At 64.6% G+C, this 26,475-nt stretch carries 23 protein-coding genes; 11 read left to right on the forward strand and 12 right to left on the reverse strand.

Annotated elements, in window-relative coordinates:
- The first annotated feature begins 190 nt into the window (after positions 1-190).
- From DRF71_RS16520 to DRF71_RS16535, 4 genes are all read left to right on the forward strand, one after another.
- Positions 191-499, forward strand: a complete 309-nt coding sequence (locus DRF71_RS16520; protein ID WP_112311651.1) for a site-specific integrase — start codon at positions 191-193, stop codon at positions 497-499.
- Positions 450-875, forward strand: a complete 426-nt coding sequence (locus DRF71_RS16525) for an SMP-30/gluconolactonase/LRE family protein (RefSeq protein WP_112311652.1) — start codon at positions 450-452, stop codon at positions 873-875. Before DRF71_RS16520 ends, DRF71_RS16525 begins: the two co-directional genes overlap by 50 nt.
- Positions 875-1,054: a hypothetical protein gene (locus DRF71_RS16530; RefSeq protein ID WP_112311653.1), complete on the forward strand. Its 180-nt coding sequence runs from the start codon at positions 875-877 to the stop codon at positions 1,052-1,054. The genes DRF71_RS16525 and DRF71_RS16530 overlap by 1 nt, the downstream gene beginning before the upstream one ends.
- A gap of 249 nt (positions 1,055-1,303) precedes the next feature.
- A complete protein-coding gene (locus DRF71_RS16535) occupies positions 1,304-1,978 on the forward strand; it encodes a DUF3732 domain-containing protein (RefSeq protein WP_232831555.1) in 675 nt (224 codons plus the stop codon).
- 463 nt (positions 1,979-2,441) lie between these two features.
- Here the strand turns inward: DRF71_RS16535 and zapE are convergent, their stop codons facing one another.
- Positions 2,442-3,548, reverse strand: coding sequence for a cell division protein ZapE (zapE, locus tag DRF71_RS16540; protein ID WP_112312119.1), 1,107 nt, complete (start codon positions 3,546-3,548; stop codon positions 2,442-2,444).
- Positions 3,549-3,728: 180 nt separating this feature from the next.
- On the opposite strand from zapE, the gene DRF71_RS16545 reads away from it, so the two are divergent.
- Positions 3,729-5,633, forward strand: a complete 1,905-nt coding sequence (locus DRF71_RS16545) for a methyl-accepting chemotaxis protein (protein ID WP_198672247.1) — start codon at positions 3,729-3,731, stop codon at positions 5,631-5,633.
- A 123-nt stretch (positions 5,634-5,756) separates the two neighbouring features.
- Here the strand turns inward: DRF71_RS16545 and DRF71_RS16550 are convergent, their stop codons facing one another.
- The 4 genes from DRF71_RS16550 to DRF71_RS16565 all read right to left on the reverse strand — a co-directional run bounded on the left by DRF71_RS16550 (position 5,757) and on the right by DRF71_RS16565 (position 10,395).
- A complete protein-coding gene (locus DRF71_RS16550) occupies positions 5,757-6,959 on the reverse strand; it encodes a winged helix-turn-helix domain-containing protein (protein WP_112311656.1) in 1,203 nt (400 codons plus the stop codon).
- Positions 6,960-7,088: 129 nt separating this feature from the next.
- Complete coding sequence (locus DRF71_RS16555) at positions 7,089-8,447, reverse strand: esterase-like activity of phytase family protein (RefSeq protein ID WP_112311657.1); 1,359 nt, start codon at positions 8,445-8,447, stop codon at positions 7,089-7,091.
- Between the two features lie 94 nt (positions 8,448-8,541).
- Positions 8,542-9,741, reverse strand: coding sequence for a 23S rRNA (adenine(2503)-C(2))-methyltransferase RlmN (gene rlmN / locus DRF71_RS16560; RefSeq protein WP_112311658.1), 1,200 nt, complete (start codon positions 9,739-9,741; stop codon positions 8,542-8,544).
- 132 nt (positions 9,742-9,873) lie between these two features.
- Positions 9,874-10,395 (reverse strand): invasion associated locus B family protein, encoded by a 522-nt coding sequence (locus DRF71_RS16565; RefSeq protein WP_112311659.1) that lies wholly within the window; start codon positions 10,393-10,395, stop codon positions 9,874-9,876.
- Between the two features lie 191 nt (positions 10,396-10,586).
- On the opposite strand from DRF71_RS16565, the gene DRF71_RS16570 reads away from it, so the two are divergent.
- Positions 10,587-11,615, forward strand: a complete 1,029-nt coding sequence (locus DRF71_RS16570; protein ID WP_112311660.1) for an asparaginase — start codon at positions 10,587-10,589, stop codon at positions 11,613-11,615.
- Positions 11,616-11,685: 70 nt separating this feature from the next.
- Entirely contained in the window at positions 11,686-12,027 is a 342-nt protein-coding gene (locus DRF71_RS16575; protein ID WP_408634543.1) for a DUF2794 domain-containing protein, read from the forward strand.
- Positions 12,028-12,092: 65 nt separating this feature from the next.
- Here the strand turns inward: DRF71_RS16575 and DRF71_RS16580 are convergent, their stop codons facing one another.
- The 3 genes from DRF71_RS16580 to DRF71_RS16590 form a co-directional block, all read right to left on the reverse strand.
- On the reverse strand, positions 12,093-12,911 hold the full coding sequence (locus DRF71_RS16580) for a C40 family peptidase (RefSeq protein WP_112311662.1): 819 nt from the start codon (positions 12,909-12,911) through the stop codon (positions 12,093-12,095).
- On the reverse strand, positions 12,911-14,317 hold the full coding sequence (locus tag DRF71_RS16585) for a leucyl aminopeptidase family protein (RefSeq protein ID WP_112311663.1): 1,407 nt from the start codon (positions 14,315-14,317) through the stop codon (positions 12,911-12,913). Before DRF71_RS16585 ends, DRF71_RS16580 begins: the two co-directional genes overlap by 1 nt.
- A gap of 171 nt (positions 14,318-14,488) precedes the next feature.
- The gene (locus DRF71_RS16590) at positions 14,489-14,869 is read right to left on the reverse strand and encodes a hypothetical protein (RefSeq protein ID WP_112311664.1); all 381 of its coding nucleotides are present in this window, start codon (positions 14,867-14,869) and stop codon (positions 14,489-14,491) included.
- 268 nt (positions 14,870-15,137) lie between these two features.
- Here DRF71_RS16590 and DRF71_RS16595 point away from each other — a divergent pair, with 268 nt between their 5' ends.
- On the forward strand, positions 15,138-15,785 hold the full coding sequence (locus DRF71_RS16595) for a carbonic anhydrase (protein ID WP_112311665.1): 648 nt from the start codon (positions 15,138-15,140) through the stop codon (positions 15,783-15,785).
- A gap of 44 nt (positions 15,786-15,829) precedes the next feature.
- Here the strand turns inward: DRF71_RS16595 and DRF71_RS16600 are convergent, their stop codons facing one another.
- Entirely contained in the window at positions 15,830-17,068 is a 1,239-nt protein-coding gene (locus DRF71_RS16600; protein ID WP_112311666.1) for a UbiH/UbiF/VisC/COQ6 family ubiquinone biosynthesis hydroxylase, read from the reverse strand.
- A 103-nt stretch (positions 17,069-17,171) separates the two neighbouring features.
- On the opposite strand from DRF71_RS16600, the gene DRF71_RS16605 reads away from it, so the two are divergent.
- The 3 genes from DRF71_RS16605 (at position 17,172) to DRF71_RS16615 (ending at position 23,126) form a co-directional block, all read left to right on the forward strand.
- Entirely contained in the window at positions 17,172-18,503 is a 1,332-nt protein-coding gene (locus DRF71_RS16605) for an amidase (protein ID WP_112311667.1), read from the forward strand.
- Positions 18,504-18,650: 147 nt separating this feature from the next.
- A complete protein-coding gene (locus DRF71_RS16610; RefSeq protein ID WP_112311668.1) occupies positions 18,651-19,841 on the forward strand; it encodes an aminotransferase class I/II-fold pyridoxal phosphate-dependent enzyme in 1,191 nt (396 codons plus the stop codon).
- 15 nt (positions 19,842-19,856) lie between these two features.
- Positions 19,857-23,126, forward strand: a complete 3,270-nt coding sequence (locus DRF71_RS16615) for a DNA translocase FtsK (protein WP_112311669.1) — start codon at positions 19,857-19,859, stop codon at positions 23,124-23,126.
- A gap of 323 nt (positions 23,127-23,449) precedes the next feature.
- On the opposite strand, the gene DRF71_RS16620 is transcribed toward DRF71_RS16615, so the two are convergent.
- The 3 genes from DRF71_RS16620 to DRF71_RS16630 form a co-directional block, all read right to left on the reverse strand.
- Positions 23,450-23,977, reverse strand: coding sequence for a hypothetical protein (locus DRF71_RS16620; RefSeq protein WP_112311670.1), 528 nt, complete (start codon positions 23,975-23,977; stop codon positions 23,450-23,452).
- 1,012 nt (positions 23,978-24,989) lie between these two features.
- A complete protein-coding gene (locus DRF71_RS16625) occupies positions 24,990-25,604 on the reverse strand; it encodes a class I SAM-dependent methyltransferase (protein ID WP_112311671.1) in 615 nt (204 codons plus the stop codon).
- Between the two features lie 216 nt (positions 25,605-25,820).
- Positions 25,821-26,351 (reverse strand): lysozyme inhibitor LprI family protein, encoded by a 531-nt coding sequence (locus DRF71_RS16630; protein ID WP_157971127.1) that lies wholly within the window; start codon positions 26,349-26,351, stop codon positions 25,821-25,823.
- Between the last annotated feature and the right edge of the window lie 124 nt (positions 26,352-26,475).

Consider the following 26,475-nt stretch of genomic DNA (forward strand, 5'->3'; position numbering starts at 1 on the left):
CGGGTGACCCGGATGGATCCGGTGGGCCCGGCTGCGAGCGATATCCGGGCCGACCGGGCGACCGCCACCGCCTGGCGGCTGATGGCCGGGCACGGTCCCCGGGGCCGATCCTGAGCCGCCAATCATCGACCGCCTGATCGGGGATGGCGCCACCCCTGCCGATCTGTCGACGCTGGAGACCACGCTGGCGATGCTGGCGGGCGATATGCGGTCCGGGGTGAGGATGCGCCGGACCGCGTCCGAGTTCGGAACGGTGAACCCGAAAGGCTTTGCCAACCATTCCTTCCGGCACTTCGTCAATGACAGGCTGTCGCGGGTGACGACGATCCCGAAGCTGCTCCGGATCGAGCTGGTCGGGCACGAGGGCGACGACACCAACGAACGGGTCTACGCCGAACCCTCGCCGCTGCGGGAGCTGCAGGTGGCAATCAATGCGCTGCCGGTGGTGGATGGACGGCACGCTCTATGTCGCCGACATCGACAGGATCGTCGGCTTTGATCTTCAGACCGGCAAGCAGAGCTTCGTCGTACAGATGGGCTGCGTGCAGCCCTGCCTGCTCAACGACATTGCTGTCGCCGGCGGGCGCCTGTTGGTCAGTGATACCTTGCGCGGACAACTCTATGGGCTTGATTCGAAGACCGAAGGCTTCACCCTGCTGGCCGAAGGGATTCCTGGCGCGAACGGTATTGTCTGGGATGACACACGCGAAGAGGCCATGATCGTCGCCCTTGGGGCAGACTTCGGCGGCGGGCATGCTTTCACCTGGTCGAAGGCAGAAGGCCGCGCCAGATCCCGGACAGCCCCTTCGGCGTTTCCGATGGCGTGGCCCTGCTGCCGGATGGAAATCTTCTCGTCTCGGACCGGATCAGCCTGATGCCCCAACCCGGTGTCATGCTGAACGTCGATCCGGTCACTGGCGCTGCGTTGGAGGTCTGCATGGAGATGCCCGTTCAGGGACCGGCCCACTTCGCCTTTGATGCAGACAGCAACCGCCTCTGGATTCCTGCTACTCTGGACGGGGCCGTGGTGGTGTTGCCTGCGCCCGGACAGTGATCCGGGCCTGGCTTTGCGCACCGCTTTGCCGGGGCAGGGGCGTCAACCGCAGTTTACCCGATCAGACGACCGAGATGGGCCATCATACGGCTCGCTGCCAGTCCGGGGTTCGCCCGGGTCCGGCAGCGTTCAAGGATGGAATAGGTGATCTTCGGCGGCGGTGGCAGATCTGCATCCGTGATCTCATCCAGTGAGATGGCGAAGACTCTCGGAAACAGGAACACGGCCGCGTCGCGTGTGGTGGGGCGTGTGAGCCTTTTTCTTGAAGGACTTGTCCTGAATGCGGAACTGATCCGTCTCCAAACCGAGGAGCGTCGCTTCAAGGCGAGGGTCACTGATCTCGAAGAGCGGCTGGGATCCGACGACTCCGACGCCCGACTGATGTCGACCCTGAGCAATATCGGCCTGCACATGTCGGGTTACATCTCCGCCCTCGGCGGGGAGTTTGCCGAATTCCCTGCGCGGCTTGATCTCCACCACTTGACTGTGGTGATCGACCGGCCGGGTCGGCCGATATATATGAGCCGCACCGGCGGTGGAGAGAACCATCTCGCCTACCACCTTTCAGCCCTCCTTTCTCTGCACCGTTTCGCGGCGACCTACGATCACCCGGTTCCGCGTTTCCTTCTTATCGACCAACCCAGCCAGGTCTGTTTTCCATCCAATGCTTCCTATGAAGCCGCAGGAGGTTCCGTCGACGAAACCGAACGTCAGGAAGATGTGGATCTGGGCGCGGTTCGAAGGCTTTTCGAGACGCTCCACGAGTTCGTTGCGGAGCATGCCCCTGGCTTCCAGCTCATTGTTACCGAACACGCGAACCTTCGCGAAGACTGGTTTCAGCGCTCCCTCGTCGGGCCGCCCTGGTCGAAACCTCCCGCGCTGGTGCCGGACGATTGGCCTGAGATCCCGTTGCAGCAACAGTAATCACTTGCGCGCTGAGAGGGCGTCAACTTGCGCATATGTCGCTTGCGAAATCGTCTTATGCTGCAAGGGATTTTGGATCTTGCCAGTGCTGCCGATGCAAAGGCAAGAATTTCTGGGATCCTGTCCCGCAACCATCTATGGCTGCGATTTCTGCCGAGCCTTGCCTTGGCCCTGGTATGAAAACCGTGCGTTTTCTAGCTGAACGACCAGCGCGGAGCGCCGGGATCATTCCTTGCCTCTGCCAGCCTGAACAGCGATATTTCCTGTGTGTCACGTGTGGCACAAAGCTTTAACACAGCGGGATGCACTCGCGGAGCCGGGGTAAGTGATTTCAAGGCCTTAAAGGCACACCTCCACCCGCTCCATCGGGGATATTTTAGGACAGATGAAATGATGGGGTCTTTCATCTGTCCTTAAATATCCCGGGGGTGAGGCCCTGAAAGGGCCGAGGGGGCTGGCCCCCTCATGCAGCACCGGAATCCTGGTGATCGCTCCCCCAGGTCGCGTCCTGCATTTCGCGCAGCCGGCTGGCCGTACGTTCGAATTCAAAAGCGCCGGTGCCTTCCAGGTAAAGCCGCTCCGGTTCATCGGCGGCCGAGGCGATCAGCCGCACCTTCGCCTCATAAAGCGCGTCGATCAGCGTCACGAACCGCTTTGCCTCATTGTAATTCGAGGCCGAAAGCTGCGGAATATCCTCAAGGATCAGCACCCGGCAGGCGCTGGCAATGGCCAGGAAATCTGCCGCGCCCAGCGGGCGGGCGCAGAGGTCGTAAAAGCTCGCCCTCCCGACACCGCTGGCAAATCGCGGCAGTTCCACCTCGCGGCCATTGACCGGAAGACGCAGTGCAGCGCCCGGCGCGGCGCCGGTCAGGTCGTTCCAGATCGCGTCGATCCGACCCCGGTTGCTGCCGGCCGGCTGGAACCAGACCTGCGCCCCGGTCAGCCGGTGCTGGCGGTAATCATTGGCGCTGACGATCTCATGGATCACCAGCTTTTCGCGCAGAATGTCGATGAAAGGCAGGAAAAGCTGCCGGTTCAGCCCGTTCTTGTACAGATCCTCGGGTGGCCGGTTCGAGGTCACCACCACCACCAGCCCCGCTGCGAAGAACTTCTCGAACAGGCGCCCCACGATCATCGCATCGGTGATATCGGTGATCTGCATCTCGTCAAAGGCCAGCAGCCGCAGCTCGCGGGTGATCTTTGTCGCCACCGGCGCCAGCGCATCCTCGACACCGGTTTTGCGCGCCTCATGCATGCCGTGATGGATTTCCTGCATGAAAGCATGGAAATGGACCCGGCGTTTCGCGGTGATCGCGGTCGCATCGGTGAACAGATCCATCATCATCGACTTACCGCGTCCGACGCCGCCCCAGAGGTAGAGCCCTTTCGGCGGTGCGGGGGGCGCCTTGCCAAAGAGGCCCGACAGGAAGCCGCCTTTTTGCGGCGGGCGGCTTTCAAGCCATTGGCGGAGCTCTTCGAGCAGCGGCAGAACCGCGCGCTGCGCAGGGTCGGGGCGCAGGCTGCCATCGGCCACCCGGGCCTCGTAAATCTCGGAAAGGGTCTGTCGCATAAAGCCTCTATAGCGGGGCGACACGGGGGCGGGAAGCACCAGGCCCGGCCCATCGGGCAAGATCAGCATTGCAGGGGAATAATAGAGACAATTTGAGCCATCCCAATGGCCACTAACCGAATCTACACCCGCCTGCCCGAGGGTCCCGGGACAACATGTCTGACCCCGGGGGTTTATCCAATGAAACGGCTGCGCTCACTCGGCCTCGTCACCAAGCTGACCGGCCTTTCGCTGATGATGTTCCTGATTGTCGGGGGGGTCGGTGTCTGGCTCTCCAGCTACAAGGTCTCGCAGGTGGTCGAGGAACGGCTCCAGACCCTGATCCTGATGGCCTCGCGTATGACAGCCGAGATCACGCAGGATACCTTTTCCGGCCTCAGCTATCAGATTGATGAAAACGGAAATATCGCCGATGCGGTCTGGGACGGGATCCCGACCTTCAGCAATCACACCATGGTTGATGAGGCGAAGAAGACCGCCGGCACACAGTTTTCGGTTCTCCGCTGGGATGAGGCGCGGGGCGATTTCTTCCGCGTGACCACCAGCATATTTGACGAGGCCGGGCGCCGCTGGGTGGATTCGCCGCTGGGCCTCGACCACCCGGCCCGCCCCTTTATCCTGCGCGGCGAGCGCTATATGGGCTCGGCAGAGCTGTTTGGCGAAACCTATTCCGTCAACCTGATCCCGATCCGCAATCTTGAGGGCGCGATCATCGGCATCCTGTGCAATTTCGTGCCGGAATCCGTATTGCGCGGCGATCTGCGCTCGGCCGAGACGCAGGGTGTGATCGGCGTGGCGATTGCCTCGCTGATCGGTGCGCTGCTGTTGTTCCTTGCAAATCGGGGCCTGTTGCGGCCGCTGGGATCGCTTTCGCAGGTGCTGGAGCGGATCCGGGGCGGTGACGCCACGGTCGAGGTGCCGGCGCTGCATCGCCAGGACGAGATCGGCACATTTGCGCGCGGTTTCGAGGACTGGCGCCGCTCGGTCACCGAGACCGAGGCGATGAGCCAGGAATCCACCCGCCGTGAGGCCGAGCAGAGCCGGGTGGTGCGCGACCTGTCGGATTCGCTTTCCCGGCTTTCGGGGTTGGATCTGACGGCAGCAATTGCCAATCCGGGCGATGATCCCTTCCCGTTGCGCTATGAGGAATTGCGTCAGAATTTCAATGGTGTGGTCGATATGCTGGCCGAGACCATGGTGATGATCCGTCAGATCGCGGGCTCGATCGACAGTGGGGCCGCTGAATTCAACACGATCTCGCAGGATATGTCGAACCGCACCGAGACCCAGGCGGCCACGCTGGAGGAAACCGCCGCCGCGCTGGATGAGCTGACCGCCAGCGTGCAGTCGACGGCCGAGAATGCCGCCAATGCCGACACCCAGATGGCGGAAAACGGGCGTCAGGCCGAAGAGAGCGGTCAGGTTGTCCACCGCGCCATCACCGCGATGGAGCAGATCGAGCAAAGCTCGCGCCAGATCACCCGCATCACCGATGTGATCGATGATATCGCCTTCCAGACCAATCTTCTGGCGCTGAATGCCGGCGTCGAAGCGGCCCGCGCGGGGGAGGCCGGCAAGGGCTTTGCGGTGGTCGCGTCCGAGGTCCGCTCGCTGGCACAGCGCGCCTCTGAATCGGCCCGCGAGATCAAACGCCTGATCAGCCAGTCGACCGAGCAGGTCGAAGCGGGCTCGGCTCTGGTGCATGAGACGGGCTCGGCCCTGAACCGGATGATCGAACGGATCCACTCAGTGACCACCCTGATTGCCGATATCGCGGCCTCGGCCCGGGAACAGTCGCTGGGTCTGTCGGAAATCAATACCGGCGTCAAACAGCTGGATGAGGTCACGCAGCGCAATGCCGCCGTCGTGGTACAGAGCACGACTTCCTCCGATGCGCTGCACAATGATGCGCAGAAGCTGAGCGAGACCCTCTCGCGTTTTGTGGTTCCGGCCGGCAAGGAAGCGGCAAAGCTGATGCCGGAAATCCGGATTCAGCCGGTCGCCCGCACCCCTGAAGGCTTCCAGCCAGTGCCGATTTCCCGCACAGGCACCCATGGCGGCGAACCGCATTGGGAAGATTTCTGAGCAGCGGTATGACCTGACACGGTATTCAGAGATAAGACGTAATATCCCGCCCGGAAACGCAAAGCCGGGCGGATCACTGAGTGGACCACCGTTTTTGGCAGGCAGGTCCGGCGACAAGAGGTTTCAGGCCGCCGAGCGATCCCATCCTGGGTGCCAGACCAGTTCGGCACATCCGGCAAAGCGGGCGAGCCGCTCCAGCTCGGCCTCAAGCCTGGCGCGCCTTCCCGCCCCGATGCGGATGCCTGGTTCGGGCCAGAAACCCGTCACCCGCAGGCAACCCTCGGCGCGAAATGCCTTTACATCAATCCGGCCGATGATCCGGTCGCCCTCCAGCACGGGAAAGACGTAATAGCCATATTGCCGCTGCTCTTCCGGGACGTAGATTTCGATCCGGTAGAAAAAGCCGAAAAGGAACTCTGCCCGTTTACGGTCGCGCAAAGCGGGATCGAAGGGGGAGAGGATCCGGACCCGCCCCGGGGGCTCGGGCGGAATTTCGGTCAGGGTTTGTGGCCAGAGAAAGACCTCGCGGCTTTGCCCCTGCCAGCCCTCGATCCTGGCCTTTGTGATCTCGCCCCGCGCCAGGGCCGCCTGGCACCAGGCCTGCGCTTCCGAAGAGGAAATCGCGCGCCAATAGGCGGCAATCTCGCCGCTGGTTGCAAAGCCCAGCCGGTCCAGCGCCGAACGGCAGGCCCAGTCTGTCGTCTCCTCGCGGTCCGGACGGTGCTGGTGCAGACCGACCGGGATCACCCGCTCGGTCAGATCATAGACTTTGCGGAACGCGTCGCGCCGCGTGATCGCCAGCGCGCCGGAATGCCAGAGATATTCCAGCGCCGCCTTGGATGGGTGCCAGTCCCACCAGCTGCCCTTTTCGCGCGGGCTGTCTTTGCTGAAATCGGCGGCGGTGACCGGCCCATGGTCGGAAACATGCTGCAGCACGCGGTCGAATTCCGCTTCGAACCCCGGTTTCTGCCAGCCGGTCCAGCGCTTTACCAGCGTCTTCCGATTATGGTCGAAGCGGTGATGCCAATGCGGAAAGACCGAGACCGGCAGGACAGAGGCGTCATGCGTCCAGTGTTCCCATAAATGCCGGTCGCGCTCGATCAGCGGTTTCATCCCGTCCGGCCGGTGGCTTTGCCGCCTGGCGTGCAGGATCATGTCATGTGCCCGTCCGACCGTGGCGATGCTGTCGATCTGCACAAAGCCGATCCGGTCGATCAGCGCGGCCAGCCCGGCGCCGGTGGCGGGGCCGGTCGGCGCCTCGGCCAGCGCGTGGCGATCAAGAAAGATGCGGCGGGCGGTTTGATTGGAGAGGATGGGGAGCGACATGTGACAGGGGTAGCATCCCGCCACCACCCGTCAAGCGAGGCTTTGCCCAGGCCCCGGATGCCGCAGCCAGCGGTGCCATGACAAAGGCCGGGATTCCCCGGCCTTTGCGATCATCTCTGTCGGCGGCGGTTACTTCGCCGCCAGCAGTTCCGGCACCGAGAGCAGGATGAATTCATTATCCGCAGCCTGGCCAATCTCGCGCCCGCCCGAGAAGGGCAGATTGTTGTCATTGGCGACCATGATATGGGTCTCGTCCACGCGGGCCACGTCCTCGATGGTGAAGAAGGGGAAAGTGAACGGTCCTTCCGCCGGTTTCAGACCGGCCAGCGCCTTGCCGTCAGGGTCCTGGATATCCAACAGGTCGATATGGGCGATGCGCTTCAGCAAGCCATCGGCATCGACCGAAGCGGTATCGACCAGCACGATGTTCTTGACGCGCGCCGGCTGCGGGTAGCAAGCGGACATCTCATCGGCCCCTTCGGCGCAGGCCAGCGCGGCGGTGCCTTCGCCATTGTCGCGCTCGATCACCAAAGCGCGGGTCTCGTCGATAAAGTTGAAATCGCCGATCGCTTTGGCACCCTCGGCCAGGCGGAACTTATAGGTCGCGCCGGTCCAGTCCGCTTTGGTGGTGTCGAAGGTGAAGACGCGCAGGAAATCACCCTCGGTCTCGCCGCCGTCAGCCAGCAGCGGTTTCTCCAGCATCCCCCAGAGGAGCCCGGTGCCCGGCTGCAGCGCCATGCCCTCATAGCCGCCCGAACGCTGGACCCGGTAATCGGTGCCGGCGATGGCGGGAACCACGGTGCCGGGAGTGTCGGGGCCGGTCAGCGCCGCGCCGTCCATCATGGTCTGATGCACCGATTTCACCACGCCATCGAGGCCGATGCACAGGATAAAGGGGCCGAATTCCTCGCCGATCCAGATCTCGCCATCAAGGAACTGGATCGATTCCGGGTCGAAATCGGAGCCGGTCAGATAGCGCTGGTCGGTGCCCTCATTCGCGATGCGGAAGGGGACGACATGATCGGGATCCTTCAGAAACACGGTCTCCAGCCGCTCGACCTTGCCAGAGGTGAAATCGGGCGCCATGCGGTGGAACGTCAGCATCGCATCGGGGGAATTCAGTTTGGACCCAAACCCGTTATCGGTCAGCGTGAACCAGCTGCCATCTTCCGCGCGGTTCATCGCAAAACCTGACATGCCCTGGACCGGCTGGCCGATGAACGGCAGCGAGATACCTGTCGGATGCGCGCCGTAAGCCTTGCCGGTATCGCCCATCACGCTCATCGGCGCCTCGTTGCGGGTCTTGCCGGTGAACTTCCCCGAGACCCAGAGGTCGCGCGGCGCGTCGGCGGGCGGGGTCACCATGGTAAAGGCCGGGAAATATGCATGGCCTGCCAGCGTTGCGGTGAATTTCTCTTCCGCCATGGCAGGCAGGGCGGTCAGACTAACCAGAGCAGTGGTGAGGCCAAGGCTGAGGGTGAGGCGCATGGGCGAGCTCCTGTCGTCGCGTTTCATCGCGCGACAGGTAGCGGGGCTTTCTGACAGTCAGGTCTCAGCTCTGCGACATTACCGTAGCAGTCACTCAGCCGGCAGTTTCCGCCGCGATCTGCGCGCGCGACTTGCGGGCGCGTTCGGTCGCGGATTTCAGCTGGCCACAGGCGGCCATGATATCCTCGCCGCGCGGCGTGCGGATCGGCGAGGCATAGCCGGCTTTGTAGATGATATCGGCGAAAGCCTCGATCCGCTCCCAGTCCGAACGCTCATAGGGCGAGCCGGGCCATTCGTTGAAGGGGATCAGGTTGATCTTAGCCGGGATACCCTGGATCAGCTTGACCAGGCGGCGCGCATCGGCATCGGAATCGTTCACGCCTTTCAGCATGACATATTCAAAGGTGATGCGTTCCGAATTCGACAGGCGCGGGTAATCGCGCAGCGCGCCCAGAAGCGTGGCGAGGTTCCATTTCTTGTTGATCGGGACCAGACGGTCGCGCACTTCATCGGTGGTGGCGTGGAAGCTGATTGCCAGCTGGCAGCCGATTTCCTCGGCGCAACGGGCGATTTCCGGCACCACGCCCGAGGTCGACAGCGTGATACGGCGGCGGCCCAAAGCGATGCCCTCATCATCGCGCACGATCAGCATCGCGTCGCGGACGGCGTCGAAATTGTAAAGCGGCTCGCCCATACCCATCAGCACGATGTTGGACAGAAGGCGCTCACCCGTCGAGCCCTGGCCGGGTTCGGGCCATTCGCCAAGGTCGTCGCGGGCCAGCATGACCTGGCCGACGATCTCGCCCGCTGTCAGGTTGCGCACCAGTTTTTGCGTGCCGGTATGGCAGAAGGAACAGGTCAGGGTGCAGCCGACCTGAGATGAGACGCAAAGCGTGCCGCGGCCTTCCTCGGGGATATAGACCGCCTCGACCTCATGGCCGCCGGCGATGCGCAGAAGATATTTGCGGGTGCCATCGGCCGAGACCTGGCGGGTTACGATCTCTGGCAGCGCGATCTCGAATTTCGCAGCCAGCAGCGCGCGGTAGTCTTTCGCAAGATTGGTCATCAGGGCGAAATCGCGCACGCCCCAATAGTAGACCCATTGCCAGATCTGGCCGAGCCGCATCTTCGCCTGTTTCTCGGGCGTGCCGGCGGCGATAAGGGCATCCTTCAGTTGCGCGCGGGTCAGGCCGACCAGGTTCACCTTGTCGCTGGCCGGCAATTTGCGCGGAATCGTCATCACGTCCTGCGTTATCGGGGCAGCAACCACCGGGGTGGGGGAGAGGTCGTTCATCTGGCAGATCCTTCAGGATTGAGCCTTGTTACAGGCGATCTGGCTGTTGTGTCGGGGCGCTATACGCGATTCCCGCCGAAAATGAAAGCGCCCCACCGGGGTGGGGCGCGGAAATTCTGCCGGTATCCGGGATTACTTGCAGCGGGCTGCCGCATCATCCATAGCGGCCGAGAAGCCGCGCAGGCTGAACTTGTCGCTGGTCTGGGTACCCCGGCCCGAACGCGCCGAGATGACCGCATCGGCCCCGCCCCGCAGCGCGCGGATCAGTGCGGCATCATCCTCGGCCGAGCCCGACCAGGCCCATTCGACATCCGAGAACAGCTCGAATGTGGTGCCGCCGACTGCGACCGAAACGGTCGAGCCGCTGGCAAACGGATAGCCGCCGGTGAACGAGACCTGCGGCGCCGCACCCGGGCGATAGGTCACGAACAAAAGGATGTCGCCGCGCCGGACCGAGACCGGGGCGCCATCCTTGGTGTTGATGGATTCTATCGGCTTGGACACGCCCCAGCATTCTTTCGGGTTCGCGTCGACAAAGACGTTCCAGTCGGTCATCGAATTGACGCGATTGGTCGATTCCTGGGCCGATGCCGCGAAAGGGGCGGCCAATGTGATTGCGCAGACGCCAATGGCGCGACGAAGGGCGATAGTCATATGTCTGACGCAGCCTCCAAGCTGTCTCTTGCCTCTGTTTACGCCTTGCCTCAGTCTTGAGTCTTGCTGCCATTCCGGCTGGCCATTCAGATCTGGCAGGCGCTTTCTGAACCCGATATTGCAGAAATACTTAAAAATGGCAGGGGGTAAAAGCCCTCTGCGCAGAAAATCGCACATCTGTGAGGGACGGAATGGCGCGGAAAACGGGAAATGACGGTCGCAGGGTCGATAGTGGTGCGGCTCCGCTGGCCGAGTTGTGGCGCGGCGGGGTGCTGGAAAGCACCCATCTGGGCCATGCGGTGATCTGCGATGCCAAGGGCATTGTCGAGGCCTGGGGCAACCCTTCAGCGGTGATTTTCCCGCGCTCGTCTTGCAAGATGATCCAGGCGCTGCCGCTGATCGAGACCGGCGCGGCGGCGGAACGGCGGCTGGGAAGCCAGCATCTGGCGCTGGCCTGTGCCAGCCATGAGGGCGCGCGGCTGCATGTGGAAAAGACCGGGCGCTGGCTGTCCGATCTGGGCCTGGCCGAGCCGGATCTGCGTTGCGGCGCGCATGAGCCGGGAGACCGGGAGGAGCGCAACCGGCTGATCCGCGAGGGTGAGGCGCCCTGCCAGCTGCACAATAACTGTTCGGGCAAGCATTGCGGTTTTCTGACCGTGGTGCAGCACCAGGGCTGGGGCCCAGACTATCACGAGATCGACCATCCGCTGCAGCGCGCCATCCGCGCGGCGACCGAAGAGGTCGCGGGCGAGGAGATTTCCGGCTGGGGCATCGACGGCTGTTCCGCACCGAATTTCGCGCTGAGCCTTGAGGGGCTGGGCCGTGCGATGGCGGGCTTTGCCAATGCAAGGCCGGGCCAGGGCGCGAGGGGTGATGCGATGATTGCGCTGCGCGAGGCGATGATGGCGCATCCCGATCTGGTCGCGGGCGAGGGACGATCCTGCACCGGGCTGATGCGGGCGGCTCGGGGGCGGGCGGCGGTGAAGATCGGTGCCGAAGGCGTGTTTATCGGCATCCTCCCCGAGCGCGGCATCGGCATTGCGGTGAAGGCGGTCGATGGCACATTCCGCGCGGCAGAGGCGGCGATTGCGGCGCTTTTGGTGCGGCTGGGCGTGGTTGAGGCCGGGGATCCGCAGGTCACGCGCTGGCTCAACCCGGTTCAGAAGAACTGGCGCGGGCTGGTGACGGGTGAAATCCGGGCAGCGGCCGGTTTGCAATAGGCCTGTAACGCCGGGATGACGCGGGGCGCTTGATTTGTGGCCTGGAGGCAGGCAGACTGAACCCATGAACATGGAAGCGCCCCTTCCCTTTCCGGCGGGCGGGAATGTGCCGGAGATCGTCGCCTTTCAGAGGCAGGAACTCTCTGTGATCCTGAGACTTTACGGGATGATGGTGGCGGCCGGCGAATGGCGCGATTACGGCATTTCGCATGGGCGCGATGTGGCGGTGTTCTCGGTCTTTCGCCGCAGCGCCGAGAACCCGCTTTACCGGATCGAAAAGCGCCCGAAGCTCAGGCAGAAACAAGGGATCTATGCGGTGCTGGGTGAGGGCGGCCAGGTGCTGCGGCGCGGGCATGAACTGGAGCAGGTGCTGCGGGTGCTGGAGAAGAAGCTGATCCGGCCGGTCGATTGAGGCAGGCAGAGGGCGGGGGCCAGCCCCCGATCCCCCCGGAGTATTTTTGTCAGGAGGAAGAGGGATCAGAGGCGGCGGCGGGCGATGATCTCTCCGCCGTAATGGCTGCCGATGCGGGTGGTGGCGGCGGTCAGATCCTCATAGGCGACCGACATCGTGTAGCCATTGGCATGGATCAGCCGGTCGGGGCCGGTCATCATTGCGACATGGCCTTTCCAGAACAACAGGTCTCCGCGTTGCAGCGGGACGGTGGCCGGGATGTCCTGGCCGATGGCCTGTTGCAGATCGCTGTCGCCGGGGCAGGGAAGGCCGGCGGCATGGAGGGAGAGTTGCACGAGGCCCGAGCAATCGACGCCGGCTGCCGAATTGCCGGCCCAGAGATAGGGCGCGTTGAGCAGGGATTGCGCCACCGCGACCGGGTCGGTGGCGGCCTGGTCGGATTGTGTCAGATGGGATTTCGGGATGAACCCCTCGGGCGTTTCCACCCAGGCGCCGCTTTCGCCGGTGACGGTGATCCGCGCATTCAGCCAGAGCGGGATCACCGGCGGTGCCTGGACGCGCGGCTCGGGGTAGAGATGGGTGGCCGGGCTTTTGATCCGATGGGTGGCGGCCCGGGCCGGGCCGAGGGCGGTGTCGGGGACCCAGCCGCAATAGCCATCCTTCGCCGCCATCACGAAAGCCTGGCCATCGCGCCGCTCGATCACCGTGACCGCATCGCCAAAGATCAGCTGGCGGTCGATGGCGCCGCCCGGGGAAGCCAGCAGTGGCGCAAGCGGGCTGGTGATGCGGGCGGGCTCGCCCTCGGTCAGCGGCACATCGGCGATGCGCCCCCGCAGCGAGATATGGCCGATCCTGCCGGAAAACGGCGTCAGGCGGCGGTCCATCAAAGCCCCAGCATCTCGGGAAGTGCGTTCAGGATCGCCCGCGCGCCCTGGCCCGCGCCGCCTTTGGGGCGGGCAGGGGCCTCGGTGGGGGTATGGCCGTAAATGTCGAAATGCATGTAACGCGGGTGTTCGGCGAAGCGGCGCAGGAAGAGGGCTGCCGTGATCGCACCGGCAAAACCAAAGCCCGGCGCATTGTCGAGATCGGCGATGCCTGGCTCGATGATCGGCTCATAGGCGTCGTGGAAGGGCATCCGCCAGACCGGGTCGAAACCGGCTTTCGCGCCCCGCTCCAGCGCGAGCGCCATGCTGTCGTCCTGGGCCCAATAGGGCGCGAGATCCGGGCCGACCGCCACCCGGGCGGCACCGGTCAGCGTTGCCATGGTGATCAGCGCATCGGTTTCTTCCTCGGTCGCATAGGCCAGCGCATCGGCGAGGACGAGGCGCCCTTCGGCATCGGTATCGTTGATCTCGACCGTCAGACCCTTGCGGCTGGCCACGATATCCTTCGGCTTTTGCGCATTGCCGCCGATCACATTCTCGACCGCCGGCACCAGAAGGCGCAGCCGGATCGGCAGATCCAGCGCCATGATCATCTTCGCAAGACCCATGGTGGTGGCCGCGCCGCCCATATCCTTTTTCATCAGAAGCATGCCGTTTGCCGGCTTGATATCGAGGCCGCCGGTGTCGAAACAGACGCCCTTGCCCACCAGGGTGAGGCGGGGGCCGGTGCTTCCCCAGCGAAGATCCAGAAGGCGCGGCGTGCGGGGGCTGGCCTGTCCAACCGCATGAATCAACGGGAAATTCTGTGCGATCAGATCATCGCCCCGGATCACTTGCACCGTAGCGCCATATTCCGCCGCCAAAGCGAGGAAGGCGGTTTCCAGCTCTTCGGGGCCCATATCGCGGGCGGGGGTATTGATCAGGTCGCGGGTGAGAAACTCTCCCGCCGCCATTGCCTCGATCCGCCGCGCATTGATGCCGGCGGGCACCACCAGCCTCGCCGGCCGCGCGGGGGATTTGCCGGGGCGGTAGCGGTCGAAACGATAGCCGGCCAGCAGCCAGCCAAGCGCTGATTCCGCCGCGAGATCGGTGGCCAGATCGGTGGCGATATGCCAGGTGCTGCCTTCGGGCAGGGCGCTCGCGGCGCGGGCCAGGATGAACCGCTGGCGCTTGCGCGCGGTGTCAGAGCCAAGCCCGGCCACGGCGCCCTGGATACCATCGCCACCCGGCAGCAGCCGCAACTCACCGGCGGCGGCCTCGAACCCGCTGGCCCGCAGCCAGGATGCGAAGGCGGCACCGGGGCCGGCGAGGAAATCCGGCAAGCCGGCAGCGGTGACGATGTAAAGCGGCAGCGACGCCTCGCCCGGATCGGCAAAACGGGGCTGTGGTCTGGTCTGATCTGACATGATCGGGTCCGGTTTCTGTCGGCATCCCGCCGGGGCGGCACGCGCGGTCTTTGTGATCGCGCGAGCCTGGCCTCTCTGTCGCCGGACCGCAAGGCCCCTGGCTGCAGGGGGGGTCTCCCGAACCCGGCTATGGCCGGGCCACCCGCTCGGGCGGGGGTAAAGCGGGACGCCTTACATCGACCCATCGGCGAATTCGGGATCGGGGTTCAGCGAGCGCCGGGCGATCCGCAGGATGCGTGCCCAGATTGCGGCGAAAGCGGTGCCATCGCCGCGTTGCAGGCAATGGCGCGCATCGGCCGCCGCGCCTTCCAGGCTTTTCATGCCGAGATTCTCGGCCATGACGCGCAGTTTCTGCAATTGCCGGTCTGTGCTTTGCAGCTCGTGGTTGCGGATCTGGCTGGCCAGCCCCGCCAGCACCAGCGCCAGCTCTCCCAAAGCGCGGGTGATCACCTGGTCGGCTGCCGCCGTGCCCAGGCTGCGATAGATCGAAGCAATCGCATCGCCATCCTGCAGGATCCGCTCCTGCAGGTGCAGTGTCAGTATCGTCCCCATTACCTTACCCCTGGCCCCACCAGGCCAAACCCCCAAAACCGCCGCCTTTGTGGTGGCAGCCCTGGCCCGCCCCGGCCGCAAAAGCGCCGGTTGCAAGGCCGGGACAGCGCGCCGCACCGGCGGAGACTTCCCATTACCCATCCCGATCCTTGCGGTGATTTGCTTTCAACTTCGCTAAAGATGTGCGGCCGGTAGTGCTTTTGGGGCGATTTTGCCCCTCGCAATTTCTGCAAATGCGAAGTAATCAGAGCAACCAAGGAGCAAGCCCATGATCCAGGCCCGCATTCTTCCGCAATATCTTGTCCAGCGCTTTCACGGCTGGCGGGCGACCAGTTATCAGAACAACCGGGCATGGTATCGCCGTCTTGCAGAAAGCGGTCAGCACCCGCGCGCCATGGTGATTTCCTGCTGCGATTCCCGCGTGCATGTCACCTCGATCTTTGGCGCCGATGAGGGTGAATTCTTCATTCACCGCAATATTGCAGGTCTCGTGCCGCCCTATACGGCGGATGGCGGCAATCACGGCACCTCGGCGGCGGTGGAATATGCGGTGACCGCGCTGAAGGTGGCGCATATTCTGGTGGTCGGTCATTCGAATTGCGGTGGCGTCAAGGGCTGCCATGATATGTGCACCGGCCACGCGCCCGAGCTGGAGATCGAGACCAGTTTCGTCGGCCGCTGGATGGATATTCTGCGCCCCGGTTTCGTGAAGGTCTCGCATCTTTCGCGCGAGGTGATCCTGCCTGCGCTTGAGAAAGAGGCGGTTCTGGTCAGCCTGGAAAACCTGATGACCTTCCCTTTCGTGCGTGACGCGGTCGAGAATGACATGCTGACGCTGCATGGTATGTGGAACAATACCGGCGAGGGAGAGCTGGAACAGTTCGACCCCGAAAAGGGTGTTTTCGTTCCGGTATGAGGGTCAGGCCGGATACTCAGACAGGGAATCTCGGACGGTAATCCTCAGACCGGCCGGCCGGTCAGCAGTTTCGGCAGTTCGCCGCTTAAGCCCGCTGCCTGGCGGATAAAGCGGCGCCTGAGCCCAGGGGCCGCATTGACCACCCCCAGACCCAGATCGCGACCCAGCCTCAGGATCGGGTTGTCGTTCGAGAAAAGCCGCGTCACCCCGTCCATCCCAAGTGCCAGCAGTGTCGAATCAAAGCGCCGCCAGCGCTGATATTCCTCAAGTGCGACACCGCCGCCGATATCCTCGCCGCGCCGGTTCGCGGTGATCAGCACCTCGGCCAGGGCGGCAACGTCCCGCAGTCCGAGATTCAGCCCCTGGCCCGCCACCGGATGGACGCCATGGGCGGCGTCTCCGACCAGGGCGACGCGATCCGCCACGAAACGCTCGGCCAGCGACAGCGACAGCGGATAGGTGAAACGCGCGCCCGCAAGGCTGATCTCGCCCAGGAAATCGCCGAAACGGGGTTTCAGCGCGGTCAGGAAATCGCGGTCATCAAGCGCCGCGATCTGGCTGGCCAGCCCGCTCTCCTCGCTCCAGACGATTGAGGAATGATGCCCCCCCGCCAGCGGCAGGATCGCCAGCGGCCCGCCGGGGGTAAAGAATTGCTGGGCGCAACCCTCGTGATGATGTTCGTGCCGCACCGCCGTGACCAGCGCGGTCTGGCCGTAGCCCGCCGTCAGCCGCCGGATCCCCGCCCGCCCGGCCACGCCGGATCCCCGCCCGTCACAGCCGACCAGCAGCCGCGCCGCGAGGGTGGCGCCGGAATGCAGCTCTGCCGCGACCTCGGCCGGTCCGGGGGTCTGGCCGCTGACGCTCTCGCCGGAAATCAGCGTGATGCCGGGGGCTTCGCGCAAGGCGGCAAGGAAGGCCGCATAGAGGTGGCGGTCTTCGAGCATAAAGCCCATCGGGCCTTCCTCGATCTCATCGGCGTCGAATTGCAGGAAAAAGGGCGCGGGGCCTTCGCCGGGGCGGCCGTCACTGGCCTTGATGCGGTGGATCGGCTGCACCTTGTCTGCGACCTGGTCCCAGACACCGATGGCGCCCAGAAGCCGCTTTGACGCGATGGAAAGCGCATAGGCGCGGCCGTCAAAGCCGGTCTCTGCCCGCAAGGGGGCAGGGCGCTGATCGACCACGGTGACCGTAAGCCCGCCCTGGGCCAGTGCCAAAGCCAGCGCCGGCCCGTTCAGCCCGCCGCCCGCGATCAGCACATCGCTGTGTTGGTTCCGCTTCGTCATAGGTCATCGCTAGACCCGGCGCGGCGGTTTGTCCATGCGCGGGATTGTCGCCAGGGCGACATGCCGCTAGCGTCGGCCCGAATGGCGGCGAGAGGCGGGCGATATGAGCGGCATCTGGTTCAATATGACGGCGGCAGAGCTGGGGCGCGGCATCGGTGAGGGTCGCATCAACCCGGTCGAGCTGGCCGAGGCCTTTCTGGACCAGATCGCCAGCCACCCTTTGTCAAAGCGTATCTATGCGCGGGCGACCGAAGCAAGGGCCAGGTCCGAGGCGATGGGTGCTGCCGACCGCGCGAGGACAGGGTTCCGCAAGGGGCCGCTCGACGGCGTTCCGGTCAGCTGGAAAGACAATTTCGATTCTGCCGGTATCGCAACCGAAGCCGGCTCGGCGATCCTGCGCGGCCGGGTGCCGGCGCGAGATGCCGAAGCTCTTGAAATGGCGTCGCTTTCTGGTCTGGTCTGCCTGGGCAAGACCCATATGTCTGAACTGGCTTTTTCGGGGTTGGGGCTGAACCCGGTCACCGCCACGCCGCCCTGCCTGAACGATGAGCGCGCGGTGCCGGGGGGCTCTTCCTCGGGTGCGGCGGCTTCGGTTGCGTTCGGGCTGGCGCCGGCGGCGATCGGTTCGGATACCGGCGGTTCGGTGCGGATTCCTGCCGCCTGGAATGACCTGACCGGGCTGAAGACCACCTCGGGGCGGGTCTCGTCGCGCGGCGTGGTGCCGCTGTGTGAACGCTTCGACACCGTTGGCCCGCTTGCGCATTCGGTCGAGGATTGCGCGCTCTTGCTGGCGGCGCTGGAGGGGCGGCGGGCGCCGGATCTCTCGGGCGCGGCGGTGGCCGGGATGCGCTTTGCCGTGCTGGAGACGGTGGCGCTGGATGATCTCCGCGATGCGCCGGCAAAGGGATTCCAGGATGGGGTCGCGGCGCTGACCCGGGCGCGGGCGCGGGTTGACCGGGTTGAGCTGCCGGAACTGAAAGAGGCGATGGCGCTGTCGGGCGTGCTGTTCACCGGCGAGGCCTGGGGGATCTGGCGCGAGGTGATCGAGACCGCGCCTGAAAAGATGTATCCGCCGATCCTTGAGCGCTTCCGCTCGGGCGCCGGGATCACGGCTGCGGATTATGTCGCGGCCTGGCGGCGGCTGGAGGAAATCCGCGCGCTCTGGCGCGACCGGATGGCAGGCTATGATGCGATCCTGACCCCCACCGCGCCGATCCTGCCGCCCGATGCAGAGCGGCTGCAGACCGACCGCGATTATTACATTGGCGAGAACCTGCTGGCGCTGCGAAACACCCGCATCGGCAATCTGATGGGGCTTTGCGCCCTGACGCTGCCGACCTCGCAACCCTCTTGCGGCATTCAGTTTCTGGGCGCGGCTATGGGCGAGGACCGTCTGCTCAGGGTCGGGGCGGCGGCGGAACGCGCATTGGGCTGATCATCACCGGCGGTTTCAGGGGCATAAAAGCCACAATCCATGCCCTTAACCCCCTGGGGATGGTTGATAAATTCTGGACCGCCGCAGGATAGGGCGTTATGCTGATGCTCAAACGGGGCGATCAACGACCCCGGACAGAGGCAGTCCATGGCATTTCCTGAGCGGTTTTCGAACCTGCCGGATTACGCATTTCCGCGTCTGCGGAAACTTCTCGACGCGCACGCCCCCGGCGGCGAACCGATTGCCATGTCCATCGGAGAGCCGAAGCACCCGATGCCCGATTTCGTGGCGGGGATTTTGGCTGATAATATCAACGGCTTCGGGGTCTATCCGCCGAATGACGGCACGCCGGGCCTCCTGGATGCGATTTCCGGCTGGATCCGCCGCCGCTACGGCGTGGATATCTCTGAGAACAGGCTGATGGCGCTGAACGGCACCCGCGAGGGGCTCTTCAACGCCGCCCTTGCGCTCGCGCCCGAGGTGAAGGGCGGCAAGCGCCCCGTGATGCTGATGCCGAACCCGTTCTACCAGGTCTATGCCGTGGCGGCGCTGGCCGCCGGAGCCGAGCCGGTCTATGTGCCTGCAACGGCGGCAACCGGCTATCTGCCTGATTATGCCGCGCTTCCCGTGGAAGTTCTGGACCGCGCCGTGGTGGCCTGGATCTGCTCGCCCGCCAATCCACAAGGGGCGGTGGCGCCGCGCGACTATCTTGCCGATCTGCTGGATCTGGCCGAAAAACACGATTTCCGCGTCTTTGCCGATGAATGCTATTCCGAGATCTGGCGCGAGGCACCGCCTCCGGGTCTGCTGGATGTGGCCGGCCTGAAGGGAGCCGATCCCGAGAAATACGCGGTTTTCCATTCGCTGTCCAAGCGCTCGAACATGCCCGGGCTCAGGTCGGGCTTCGTCGCGACCGGGCCGGAATCGATGATCCGCATCCGGCGGCTCCGCTCTTTCGCCGGGGCGCCATTGCCGCTGCCCTTGCAGCTGGTGGCCGAGGCCTGCTGGCGCGACGAGGCGCATGTCGCGGCAAGCCTTGCGCTTTATCAGAACAAATACCGCATGGCTGCCGAGGTCTTTTCCGGCCAGCAGGGGTTCCGGCTGCCCGATGGCGGCATGTTCCTCTGGCTGCCCGTGCCCGAGACGGTCGGGGATGGCGAGGCGGCAACGCTGAAGCTCTGGCAGAAAACCGGGGTCCGGGTGCTGCCCGGCGCCTATCTTTCGCGCGAGCTGGGCGCAGAGAATCCGGGGCGGGATTATATAAGAGTGGCGCTTGTTGCGCCCGAAGAAGAAACGCAGAGCGGGCTGATAAAGCTGCGCGACTGCCTGTTCGGTTGAGGGGACGGCTAAAGCATGGCGAGCTTTCAGATGAGGCAAAGAGACCCCCTTCTCGATCAGGGCACCCAGGCGATGCTGGAGCGCCGTGGCCGCGAGCTGATCGGCATCGCGCTGGTGGTGACCGCGTTTCTGCTGGTGCTGATGCTGGCAAGCTATTCGCCCGAGGATCCGGGCTGGATGGTGTCCACCCAGGAGCCGGCCAGGAATCTGCTGGGCCGTTTCGGCGCCGCCCTTGCCTCGACGCTGACCATTCTGATCGGCCAGGGTGCCTGGTCGCTGCCCCTGATTCTGGGTCTCTGGGGCGGGCGGTTCATCCTGCATTGCGGTGCGGACCGGGTGATCGGTCGCGTCGTCTTTGCGGTGGGGGGGGTGGCGCTGGCCTCGGCCTGGGCCTCGACCCTGACCGTGCCCCAGGGCTGGCCGCATTCCTTTGGTTATGGCGGGCTTTTTGGCGATACCGTTGTGGGTGCGCTGGTCGGCATCGTGCCTGGATCCATCGAATTCTCGCTGCGGGTGGTGTCTTTCCTCAGCTTCTTCGGCATGATCGCGGCGCTTTTGTTCGTGACCGGCTTCAACCGGGTTGAGCTGGTGACGATCCGCCTCACGCTGATGCATGGTTCGGTCATGCTCTATTCGATGCTGATGCAACTGATGGGCAAAGGCGCGAGCGAGGCAATGGGGCGGGCCCGCATCATGGCGGGCGATATGATCGAGCGTCGCCGACTGGCGAAAGAGGCCGCTCCGCTGCGCCACGAGCCGCAGACCGGCACGCCCCAGGCCGGCGCCTATGGCACGCCGCAGCCGATGCAGAACCGCAATTCGGTGGTGCGCCGGGCCGAGCCGCAGCGCCCCGAGCAGCAGCGCATGGAACCCGCCGTGATCGCCGATCCCGAACCCGCGCCGCTGGCGGCCGGGGCGGCCTGGAACGCGCCTTCGACGTTGCGCGCCGATCAGCGCTATGGCGGCCAGCCAGCCTATCCTGCCTTGCAGGAGACGCCGAAGGAAAAGCTGGGCTTCCTTGCCCGTATGCGCCGGGTGGTCGATCCCGAGCCCGAACTGGTCGAGCCGCTGGCGCCGGCTGCGCAGTATGAGACCGAGGCGCCTGGCGATGACCGGATCCGCGCCCGGATTTCCGATGCGATCCGCGCCCGCGCCCGCGGGGCGGTTCCGGCTGCGGCCCCCGCCGGGCCGGCTCTGACGCCCTTGCAGGCCGCGATTGCTGCGCGCCGGGCCGAGCCGCCGATGCTGCGCCCGCGCCGTCCGGCACCGCTGATCGCCGATACAAGGCCGCGCGCGCTTCACGCTGAGCCGCCGATGACCGCCGCCCAGGCTCTGGCCGAGGCCGGAGAGATGGACGAGGCGGATGCGCTCGCCTGGGATCAGGCGGCTGAGAATGGCTATGGCTATCAGCCGGGATATACGTCCGGGGACGAGGATTTCACCGATGACGAGGCATGGAGCGACGACGAGGGCGATTTCACCCCGGCGCCGGATTTTCACGCCGCCCAGCCGCTGACCACCCGTGCCGAGCCGCCGCTGATGGCGTCCGGCATCGTGCCGCGCGCCGCACAGCCGGAATATGAACCCGCCACAGACTGGCAGCCGGACGAGGATTTCGAGCCCGATTACGATCCGACCCCGGTGGCCGCGCCACGCCTTGCGCCGGTGCTTGACCGCCGCCCGATCGTGCAGGTCCCAGTGAAAAAGCCGGTCCAGCAATCCAGCCGCGCCCAGGCCGAGGCACAGCCCTCGCTCAGGTTCGAAGAGGCGCATCAGGACTTTGAGCTGCCACCGCTTGCGCTTCTTTCGGCGCCGTCCGGGGCCTCGGGCCAGCAGCTCTCGGATGAGGCGCTGGAAGAAAACGCCCGGATGCTGGAATCGGTGCTGGATGATTATGGCGTCAAGGGCGAGATCGTCTCGGTCCGCCCTGGCCCGGTGGTCACCATGTATGAACTGGAACCGGCGCCGGGCCTGAAAGCCAGCCGCGTGATCGGTCTTGCGGATGATATCGCGCGGTCAATGTCGGCGCTTTCGGCGCGGGTTTCGACCGTGCCGGGCCGTTCGGTGATCGGGATCGAGCTGCCGAATGCGTATCGCGAAAAGGTCTTCCTGCGCGAGATTTTTGCCAGCCGCGAATTCGGTGACGGGCAGCAGCGCCTGCCTCTGGCTCTGGGCAAGGATATCGGCGGTGCGCCGATTGTCGCGAACCTGGCCAAGATGCCTCACCTTCTGATCGCGGGGACCACGGGGTCGGGGAAATCGGTGGCGATCAACACGATGATCCTGTCGCTGCTTTACAAGCTGACGCCGGATGAATGCCGCCTGATTATGATCGACCCCAAGATGCTGGAACTGTCGGTTTACGATGGCATCCCGCATCTCCTCAGCCCCGTGGTGACCGACCCGAAAAAGGCGGTTGTCGCGCTGAAATGGGTCGTGGGCGAGATGGAAGAGCGCTATCGCCGCATGTCGAAAATGGGTGTGAGGAACATCGAAGGCTATAATGGCCGCGTCCGCGAGGCGCTGTCCAAAGGCGAGATGTTCAAACGTACGATCCAGACCGGCTTTGACGACGAGACCGGCGATCCGGTCTTCGAGACCGACGAATTCGCGCCGCAGCCCTTCCCCTATATCGTGGTCGTGGTCGACGAGATGGCCGACCTGATGATGGTCGCAGGCAAGGAAATCGAGGCCTGTATCCAGCGTCTGGCACAGATGGCGCGGGCCTCGGGGATCCACCTGATCATGGCGACGCAGCGCCCGTCTGTGGACGTCATCACCGGCACGATCAAGGCGAACTTCCCGACCCGGATTTCCTTCCAGGTGACGTCGAAAATCGACAGCCGCACGATCCTTGGTGAGATGGGGGCCGAGCAACTGCTGGGCCAGGGTGATATGCTTTACATGGGCAATGGCCAGCGCATCTCGCGGATCCATGGCCCCTTTGTCTCGGATGAGGAAGTCGAGGAAATCGTCAACCATCTCAAGAGCTTTGGTCCCCCCTCCTATATGTCGGGCGTGGTTGAGGGGCCGGATGAAGAGAATGCCGCCGATATCGACCAGGTGTTGGGTCTTGGCGGCAATACCGATGGCGAGGACGCGCTTTACGACCAGGCGGTGCAGATCGTCGCGCGGGACCGCAAATGCTCGACCTCTTACATTCAGCGCAAACTGGGCATCGGCTATAACAAAGCCGCGCGTCTGGTGGAGCAGATGGAAGAGCAGGGCGTCGTGACGCCGGCGAACCATGTTGGCAAGCGCGAGATCCTCATCCCCGAGGCGTAAGGCCATCGTCGGGCCTGACGCCTGTGGCCAGGGCCATCAGGCGCCAAGTCACAGGCGCAAACGGGCCGGATATCATGGTGCGGCCCCCATCGTGATCCCGGCAGGCCGCAGGGATGTGAGAGCAGAGAGGCCGGGGCGCGCTCTGCCTCCCTTATCACGGTTGCGACCGATGATGCGGTGAAGCGCCCGTATCAATCCGCCTCTCCCGGCGCGGGGAGGCTGGCCCGCAGGTCGCACGCGCCTTTGCCCCCTGGGCTTTGGCAGACATGGCGCGAAACAGCGCGGGATTACGGTCAGTATCCGCCATGAAGTGCGCCACAGGCTCAGCCGCAAGCTGGCTGGTCCCGGGATCTGTCCTGGCGCTCAGCTGCAGTTCCGGCTTGTGGGGGGGGGAAGCCGGCGGCGATCGCGCGGACATAACTGCCGTAAAGCGCGTTCTTGTTGGTGGCGGTGGCGCGATCGGCAAAGGTCTCGCCAATCCCGTCATCAAGATGCGGACAGGTGACAGGCTGCAGGCCCGCATAGCGCGGGTTGCCCATGATGACGTGGATGTCGGGGTCCTGCCGGCGGCGGCGCCCGGAAGTGTCGGGCATGACGAGAGCCAGTTCATCCTTGCCCTTGGACACGGCCAAAGTGTCGGCCAGAAGGATGCCGTTGAAGGGCGCGTAGCGGCGCGAGCGCGCTTCGCAGACGGACTCGATGTTGATCGCGGCGATGTAACAGGTCGGCAGCGCGATTTTACTCGCGTGCTGCCCCTGGCGGAATTTGTGTTCCGGCTGGCCGGGCCGGATCAGGCCCGATTGCAGCAGAGGCGTGAGGACGGTGCCCGTGCAGGGGAAGGGGGCGAACACCAGGAGGCGAGGGTCTGGCCGAACGCGTCCTCCGGCACCGCACTGACGGAACAGCTACTGAAATCGACGATCCCGACGGGGTGCGGACGATGCCCGGCATGTCGCCGGTGGATGCGGATGACGTTGCTCTCCTTCTGTCCATCACATGCGGCGCCCGTGGTCCGGCGTGCTGCGTCGCAAATGATGGGGCCGACCAACCCATCCCGTGACCAGGCTGCGCATCCGGGATGGTCTGGCTCGACCGACAGGGGGAGAAGACCACGGCCATCCTGCCAGGAGCTGAACCATCAACGCCCGCCGCCAGAACGCGGGCATCGTGGATTGCCGGGAAAGGCCGGATCCAGCGCACTGCTTTCGGCGACATCATCCTTTGCGACCCGCCGCTTGCCCGCCTGGGTGTCCGGACAAACGGCAAAGACTGCGCGCGCGTGATCGCGGCATTGGTCCGTTCACGCATGGTCCGCGTTGTCAAAGCCGGTATGGACCCCAGGAACAGGCCCCGGCCCCGCCAGGCTCTCCGGCGATTTTCAGGACGGTGAAAGCATGCCCGGTGCCGCAGCCCGTCGATCCTTTTGAAGATATCACAAGGACAGGGTTGGACTGACGCTTTGATGCGGACAGGATTGTTGATCATCCGCAGATACCGCTGTGAATGAGGGTGCCATGGTGTTTGGGCCGTGCCGAAATGCCTGCTTCGGGGGCGGTTGGGGCCCGGGCCCATGTGGTTCCCCCTGTGGTTCCCCGGTTGCCCCCAAGAGGCTGCAACACCTGTTCAGAAAGCACCAGGGACATCCGGTGCTTCGCATGTGACCTGATCTGGCCGCCGCCGGAGAAAACGCGCCCATCCCGGGATTGCTGCAAGCCGCGCCTTTGCCGGAGGCCAAACTGACCGGCGGTGTCGATACCAGCGTCCCCGACCGCCAGCGCGACGCGCCGGAGCGCGTTACAGATCGGCCATGTTCCTGAGATCATTGCCGGATATCAGCAAATCCGGCTGACCGATGCCTCAGGGTCAGACCCGCTCCAGCACCAGCCAGGTCATCGCCCCCAAAGGCGGCAGCGGGCGGCGTTCAACCAAGCGCAGGCGGGCATCGCCCAGCACGCGGGCGATGGGGAAATCGGCCTGCCAGCCCAGCTGATGCTGGAAGGGCTGGATCAGCCTTTCCGCGAATTTAAGCGGGCCCTTCTTCTGGGCGGCGAAATGGTTGGTGATCAGCACATGCGCACCGGGGCGGCAGACGCGGGCGATCTCGGACAGGGCCTTTTCGGGGTCGGGCACCACCGACAGAACATGCATGGCAGAGACGGTGTCGAAACTCGCATCCGGGAAATCCAGCACCTGGGCATCCATCTGCCGCAGTGAAACATTGGTCAGCCGGTGTTCGCGCACCCGCGTCTCGGCCCGGGCCAGCATCTCTGTCGAGAAATCAATGCCGGTGATCGTTACGCCAGGCCCGTAAAGTGGCAAGGCAAGGCCGGTGCCGACCCCCACCTCCAGCACATCGCCGCCGCGTGCGGTCGCATGCGAGGTGGCGCGTTTGCGCCCTTCATGGAAGACCTTGCCAAAGACCGAATCATAGACCGGCGCCCAGCGTTTATACGAGGCGGTGACGGCGGCGGCTTTCATTCGGTGTCTCCCTGTTTTCCCGCCAGATCGCCAGGGCGCCAGACCGGGCGCGCCGCCCGATTTTCCGCGCCGGTGCAATGACCTGGGCACAGCGGCGATTTCTGTCAGAGCTTTACGCAAGGTCAAGTCCGGTTTTGCCGGAAATGTCGCATCAGCGCGCGAAGTGGCCGTTTTCAGCAAAGCACCGCCTGGTCCTCGGGCGAATGCGCCGCCCGGTCATTGCAGGTAATGGCCGATTTCCGTGCGCAGATCGCCGATCCGCTGCATCGTGAGCCGCGCCTTGCATTCGGAGATGGTGGCGCTGCTGCCGCTCATCAGCGCCCCGTAAGAGACGTTCAGCTCACAGGTGCTGTCGCGCACCTCCAGCCAGGCGCGTTGCGATTTGCGCAAAAGCGCCTCCTGGCCCTGATAGGCCGAGCCGGCGAACTCGGCTTCGATCTGTTTCGTGCGCACCAGCACGGTCTTGTAGAACTGGTTCAGCAGCCGGTCGGCCTGGGTGAAAGCCTCATGCGCGCAGCCATGCGAGAGGAAATAGCCCGCCTCGGGCTCGGTCTGCATCAGGGTCTCGCGGCAGGCATTGATCTGGCTGACGATACAGGCGCCGGCGGCTTCCGCCGCGCCGGTCTCGCAGCCGGAGGCGCGGATTACCTCGCGATACCAGGCCTCGGAAATCTCGGAGCGGGCGGCACTGGCGGGAATCAGCAGGGCAGGCGCCAGCAAAAGCAGGATGGTCAGCAGGGCCTTCATCGCAAATCCTCCGGCTGGTTTTGCGCGGGTTACGGCGCAATTCTGGGTGATCATGGTGGCAACTGTGCCAGCGCAATCTGACACAGCGCTGTCAGCCCTGCGAGGCGGGAATTCACGCCCCCGG

Source organism: Pseudogemmobacter bohemicus, from assembly GCF_003290025.1.
GTDB classification, from domain to species: domain Bacteria; phylum Pseudomonadota; class Alphaproteobacteria; order Rhodobacterales; family Rhodobacteraceae; genus Pseudogemmobacter; species Pseudogemmobacter bohemicus.